General features: G+C 31.9%; 6 protein-coding genes. All 6 read right to left on the reverse strand.

The genetic code is table 11. The annotated features are described in order from the left end of the window. Nucleotides 1–428: 428 nt before the first annotated feature. A complete protein-coding gene (locus tag GA0061080_RS13190; RefSeq protein ID WP_167349241.1) occupies nucleotides 429–887 on the reverse strand; it encodes a hypothetical protein in 459 nt (152 codons plus the stop codon). A 113-nt stretch (nucleotides 888–1,000) separates the two neighbouring features. After that, nucleotides 1,001–2,416, reverse strand: coding sequence for a hypothetical protein (locus GA0061080_RS13195; RefSeq protein ID WP_091125932.1), 1,416 nt, complete (start codon nucleotides 2,414–2,416; stop codon nucleotides 1,001–1,003). Nucleotides 2,417–2,527: 111 nt separating this feature from the next. Continuing rightward, nucleotides 2,528–3,499, reverse strand: a complete 972-nt coding sequence (locus GA0061080_RS13200) for a hypothetical protein (RefSeq protein WP_091125936.1) — start codon at nucleotides 3,497–3,499, stop codon at nucleotides 2,528–2,530. Between the two features lie 117 nt (nucleotides 3,500–3,616). After that, a complete protein-coding gene (locus tag GA0061080_RS13205; RefSeq protein WP_091125939.1) occupies nucleotides 3,617–4,336 on the reverse strand; it encodes a hypothetical protein in 720 nt (239 codons plus the stop codon). Between the two features lie 11 nt (nucleotides 4,337–4,347). Beyond that, nucleotides 4,348–5,916, reverse strand: coding sequence for a hypothetical protein (locus tag GA0061080_RS13210; RefSeq protein ID WP_091125942.1), 1,569 nt, complete (start codon nucleotides 5,914–5,916; stop codon nucleotides 4,348–4,350). Further along, on the reverse strand, nucleotides 5,903–6,505 hold a 603-nt coding region (locus GA0061080_RS13215; protein WP_209435838.1), incomplete at its 5' end, for a hypothetical protein. The genes GA0061080_RS13215 and GA0061080_RS13210, both read right to left, overlap by 14 nt.

A 6,505-nucleotide genomic window follows, 5' to 3' on the forward strand; every position in this document is an offset into this window, starting at 1 on the left:
AAGCTCTTTTAACTCAGTCTCATATAAATCATCAAAATTGTAAATCTTCTTTGAAACAACTTTTCCATTCTTATATTGTGTTACGATTTTATAGTATTTGCCGAATTTATCGGGATGATAATAGGTGGTTTCGATTAAATCGCCTTTTTCATCGTATGTTTTCCATAATCCAACTTGGATTCCTGTACCATTATAACATCCTTGGCAACCTGATAATTTTAATGCTCCATTTGGAAAATACTCTATTATAGCTTTTTGACATGATAAAGAATCAGTTAATGAAATTTCTTTAAAATTTTGTGGTTTCTCAACTGCAAAATTTTCTTTTGAAGAACAGGAAATTAATATTAATGTAAAATTTATATTTAAATTTTTTTAAAGTTATTCATTATTAAAATTTTAGTTCCATTTAGCGTCAAATATTTTAATCAATCCTCCATACTATCTACTAACTCAAATTTTCCTGTTTGTGAATCAAGTCTATATTTTTTTCTATTATTAAAAAAAGTTCCTTCTTCTACTGTTATAACTGTTAATATCCAAACTTCCCAATTTTTATTTATATAATAGTAAAAATTTTTTGTTGATGGAGTTGATGTTTTTTCCATCCCATATATTTGAAGAGAATCTATTTTAATGCTATTATTATAGGTAAATAAATATAACTTTGGATTATTCTCATTTTGAATATTTTTTACATATACTTTTATATTTTTATTTTCCAATATAGAATAATTATTTAACATTAAATCTCTGTACTTTTTATCCAAAATGGATATGACACATCGTTTTTCATATTCATACCAATCTATTTCTGAATAGTCTTCAAACGTATTTCCCTTCATATCACAAGTAGTATTTATATTTTCAATAAAGTTATGTTCCAATAATATAGAATCTCCTAGATAAAAAGGATTTTCTTTTGTTAAAGAGTTATTCTTACAAGAGACAAAGAATACAATACTTATTGTTATAAGTTTAAAAAATTTATACATAAATATTATTTTTTTATTATTTTAGAACTGATAAATCCGCCAATATGAAGATGGCTATTATGAAGACTTCCACTCGGTTTAGCTCTTAATAATTTACTACAATATGAATTTACACCTTTTAATCTTACATCAAAATGGAATTTAATAGCAGAATCAATTACTTGTTGATCATTTTTTAAATTATAAAGATAATCTAAATCAATACTAGCTCCATTAACATGAGTTTGACTTGGAAAACATGAAGCTTCTTTAAAGGATGAACCTTCTGAAACTAATTTTATACTTATATCTGCTAATAATCCGATAAAACCAGCAAAAAGATCAGGATTAGTATATCTTCTTTCTGTATTTTCAAAAGAATATTTAATAGTTATATTATCTTTGGAATGATTTAAACTATCAGGCATTCTAATTAATTCTATTTCTTTACCTGTTGATTTATAATGCATCCAAGTTTTACCTAATGTATCATGATAACCATATTCAGCAATATCTCCATTCTCATAAATAACTCTTCGAGAAGTTTGTCCTTCAGAAACTGAATTATCATTTACTATTTTTGAATGAATAGGTTTTTGTGATTTAGCCATCCCTCTTTGTTTTTCTTTAGTTTTATGCCGCTCCACCATACAAATATTATGCTCATTACCCTCTTTATCATGATACACATATTTGTATTTATTTTTATATTCATCGGCAATAGTTTTAGGGATATGTTTTTCTATTTTACCTTCTGTTTCTGTGTTCCAATATATATGATAGGTAATAATGCCTAAAATAGCTTTAATTTCAAACCTTTCTTTCTCTTGGGTTAAGAAATCATAATAATTTAAATTATCCACGGCACTAAATTGCCCTGCAAAGAAGCTTTTAAATGTTACCCTAATTGCGGTTGTTTCTTTTATTTTTGCCCTTACAAATAAGAAAGTGTTTTTGGTTTTGGTATTTTTTAACTTTTCTTGTAATTCTTGATATTTTTTATCGTCTTTAGGGCGAAGTTCTATTTCCTTTGCATAGGTAATGGAACCGTCTAGGGTATATTCCATTTCAGTTTTTTCAACTCCATTCACTAAAAAAGGAACCGGATTATTGGAATACAGGTTTTGGATAGTATCGGTATTTTCAATTTCCCTAAGACTGAGCACTAATTTACCTTTTCGGGGAGTACCGTAACATTTAACAACCAGATAAATTTTGTCACCCAAAGAGGCTTGATTTAATTTTACATAGACATATTCATCTTTTTTGTTGAGTACAAGTACTTTACGGGCGAAGTACACGTCGGCTACATTTATAATAAAATCATCCTGATGAACCATATCATAGACAATTTGATTGGGGTTGGCTGTATAAGAATCCACTTTTTCGGGTTGGTGGTTAGAGGGTTTTATATTTTCTGTCGGAAGGCTTTCGTTTTCCATTATAGGATGTTTAAGTTGTTATGTTTATTTTTTTAATTTAATGTTTACTACACTATCATTCATATTTATGAGGGTGATAAGCATAATAATCGTTTGTTTACTACACAATCTTTAATTCAATTCATCAATTTCTTTATCCACAAATTTGCGTTCGATAAGTTCACCGTCTTTATAGGTTTCCGTATAAAGAAGTTTGCCTTTTTTAGCAGAAGAATAGGGAACATAGCCGTCTTTTAACTTATATTCTAATTTATAAAACTTGCCTTCACCCTGTATTAACCCATTTTTATATTCGGCTTCAAAATATGAAGGACCAATGAAATAGTTTACTTTCTTCTCAATCCATAAACCTTCACGGGTATGGTTTTTAACTAAACCTTGTTCATGATTGTCTTTATAATTACCATTTTTAGGATAGTAACGGATAAATTTACCATCGTCGTTTAGTTGATATTGATAAAACGGTGTTTGTGTTATTCCGTCCTCAGTAAAGGAATAGTCTCGGGTGGAAATGATCAGGTTTTCATCTATATAAAAAATTTTACCATCTGTAAAACCCATTTCTCCTGAGCGATTATAATAAATTCTTCTAGAATCAACCTGTACTCCATTTTTTAGAGATAACAGAAATATGGATAGATTTGGATAACTGTTAGGTTCTGATTTTTGTATTGCCAATTTTAAGATTTTATCGCCTTTTTTGAGGTATTTGGATGAGATGATAAAGGGGATATCCTTTTTTTTAAATTCATTATACCTGAAAAAAACCGATTCAAACTCTGAATACTCTTCTTTAAAAAGCTTGGGAGTATAATTTACGGTTTCCCCACACCCCAATAAGGAACAAAAGCTATCCCTGCTTCCATATCTGTGAACAAAATTATCGTACAATTCAGCAATTGAATCTTCGTTTTTTGCTTTATGGAGTATTGCCCGCTGCCCTAATGGTGGTGATATAAGTGCACCTGACAAATCTTTAGATATGTCGAGAGTGGCAGGCGTATGAGTTTTTACCGGCTCTTGTTGCCCATGCGAACAACCCAACAGTAGGGTTGAGACAAGAAAAATAATTATTTTATTCATAGATATTTGGGATTTTTCGAAAGTTATAAATATGTAAGTGATGATTATATGCAGTTTGTATTTTATCTCTATTTTGTTATTCAGTTAAACTAATACAATCAGCATAATCGCTCATTTTTATTCAGGAACAAAATCATTGATATTATAAAAGACGATATGATAGCCATCACCCATGTTTAACGTTATTTTTTTATAGATAATTTCAACAAACAGGCTTTGTAATGAGTGAAAATCACGCTCTTTTTTAGATAAAAACTTTTTTGCATATTCAATATACTCAGGGCAACAATCCTTATATTTTTCTGGGTTATCGATTATTTCATTCTGATAGAACTGTTTTTGAGCCAAATAAGACTCTTTCCGGATCTCATCAAAATATCTTTCTTGGCAAATGGCTTCTAGCTGTGGTGTGGTTTTAATCGCTGTTGACAAAATAAATTTACCTTTATTGTTATGCAACTGTATATCTTCTTTAAAAGAAAATGGTAAAAATTGAATATTTCGTATACCATCAATTAAGTCTTGATAAACACCATATTCTATTTCACCAGTTAATAGGAAATCTTGCTCCTTGTTATCTATAAATTCAATTTGCAGATCATCTATACCCAGATACAGCTTTTTAATGATAAAAAGCGTATTCCCTTTTTGTACCAGTGAAAAATCTTCTGGGCTTAATCCTTTTAATGCTAATTTTTCACTGCCTAACTGAATTAAAACAGGATCATGGTCTAACGCAATGTCTTTGCTATAGTTTATGTCTGTTTTTTCCTCTTTATGCGCATAAGCACAAGAAGTCAAAAAGCTAAGTAGTAAAAGTATAACTATCGTTTTCATTATTTGCTTAATTAAATAGTAGTATGTATAAAATCTATATTAAATCCCCAATGTCCATGATCATAATGATTTTGAACACTTGAGTTTACACCGGCAAACTCTGCCAAACCTGTCGCATAGTTAGATCTGAATCCATATTCAAAAGCAATTTGGTAAATAGTCGCATTTTTATTTCTATCAAAATTTGAATAAGACCTTCGATCTCCCTGAAAACTTCTACCATTAACATCCAAATAACGAAAATCAATATCCAAGCCAGACCTACGACCCAAATGACCATGTCCACCATGGTGAGATTGTCCTTGCTGCCAAGGGTCACTTCCATTTTCTGATGACATATCGCCAAAATCAATTCTCCATCTCTGTTCATAAATTTCTTGTATTGTACCTAATAGAGCTGCAACAGTCCAAGGTTTGAGATAATGGTCTCCATGACCAACAACTTCATTTGGGTTGGCACTTTGTCCTCCAGCATCAATGATTCCATAACGTCTAAAACCGTTTCCTGATTCAGGAAACTCTATCATACCGTGAGTATTTCTTTCAAATTCGTATAGTAAAGTTTCATTGTCATTGGCATCATAAAAATAATAGGCAGTTTTTTGAGTATTTACATTTTGATTATTGAGTGTGTAATAACTTTTTACTTCTCCTATCTTTTTTCTGGTATTTTGGATTGACGAATGAAAGTTAAATGTATTATCACGATGATAAATGCAGTATAAACTACGATTTACCACTCTAAATTGCTGCTCTGCGGCAGACAAGAAGGTACTTCCGTCGCTTGTTTCTCTGTTACTGTTACCATAGGCGCAGTTTCCGCGGTTTCGTTGTACCCGCACTTGTACGGTGCCATTGGCGGTGCCTAAGCGTGTTGCCCATTCATCGAAGATTGCTCGGGTGCTTGGGCGGAGTTGTAGTTTTATTATGGCACGGTGAGAATGACCGGCTAAGTTAGTATAGGGGCAGGAGCCTGTGTTATTGTTCAGGGCATCAAAATTGCCTACTACAGCGGTAAGGGTTTGTGCCGAGGTATATTGGCGGGATGCGTTAAAGTACATGACTTCTAATGCATTGGTATTACCGGTGAGTGATTCGCTCTGTATTTCTACTCTGATTTGTTCGTTAGGGGTTAAATTTTGGGTTTCGAGTACCAAATAAACCGTCTTTCCTAAAATGGAATCGTAAGTAATAAGGTTATTTTGTCCATCTCGTTGTGGATGAGCGGAATCTATCGGTTCAAAAAAGACCTCTGTACCTAATACTTTTTTTTTCGCAAAATATACATTGTATATTCTGTGTAAATGGTCGTTGGGTGGGGCAATTTGGTTTACACTCGCGCTCTGCCCTGTTCTGGTAATGGTAAGGGTTGTATTTCCACTTTGTGATTGACCGATGCTGGTACTTGTTTGGGTACTGGAAGAAGTACTTGCAGTGGGTGAATCATTAGAGCAGGAAGTAAAAAACAGACAGAAAAATAGCGCCATAATAAAAGCAGCATGGAAACGGCGAGCGCCATATTTATGGTCTAACTGTTTTTGTAATTGTACGGCATGTTTTAATTGTTTATATTTCCTCATGGCGTATAGTTTTAAGTTGATAGTTTATTTTTTTTTCATAGTGTTTTCCAAAGGTAAAATGGATGGTAAAGGAAGCGTCTTTTACCGTGCCTGATGAAGTAAGATTATAGTTTCCTTGATATTCTTCTAAGCAAGGAAGTGCCTTTTCAGATGAGATTTTAATACCTTTCAACGCAAAAAGTTTACGTAATCCGTCAAGGTCGGGCGTTTGGTGTAAACTACCGTTTAGTTGGATATTAGTTGAATTTTTTTGCAACGTTTCATTAATATAAAAAATGGTATTGGGTATCAATTGTGTATTCCTAACGATAGGATCTTGTTCATGAGCAAGCGGTAAATATAAGGAAATAGCAGGGTAGTAATTAAGGGTGAGTAAAACCCGTTGTTTATCTGTATATAAATTTCTATATTCCAAAAAATCTGTATTGTCTGTGTATTTTTTAGATAGTTGATCTAAAATTGATTTTGCTTTCTTTTGCACTTCGTAGAAGTTCGTAAGGTCGTGCAGAGTGCCTTGTGGTGAGATTATCATTTGCAAATTGGAAGTAATCAGATCTAATTTCTTATGTAGGATTTTATCGGTTTCAGA

Source organism: Gilliamella intestini, from assembly GCF_900094935.1.
Taxonomy (GTDB): Bacteria; Pseudomonadota; Gammaproteobacteria; order Enterobacterales; family Orbaceae; genus Gilliamella; species Gilliamella intestini.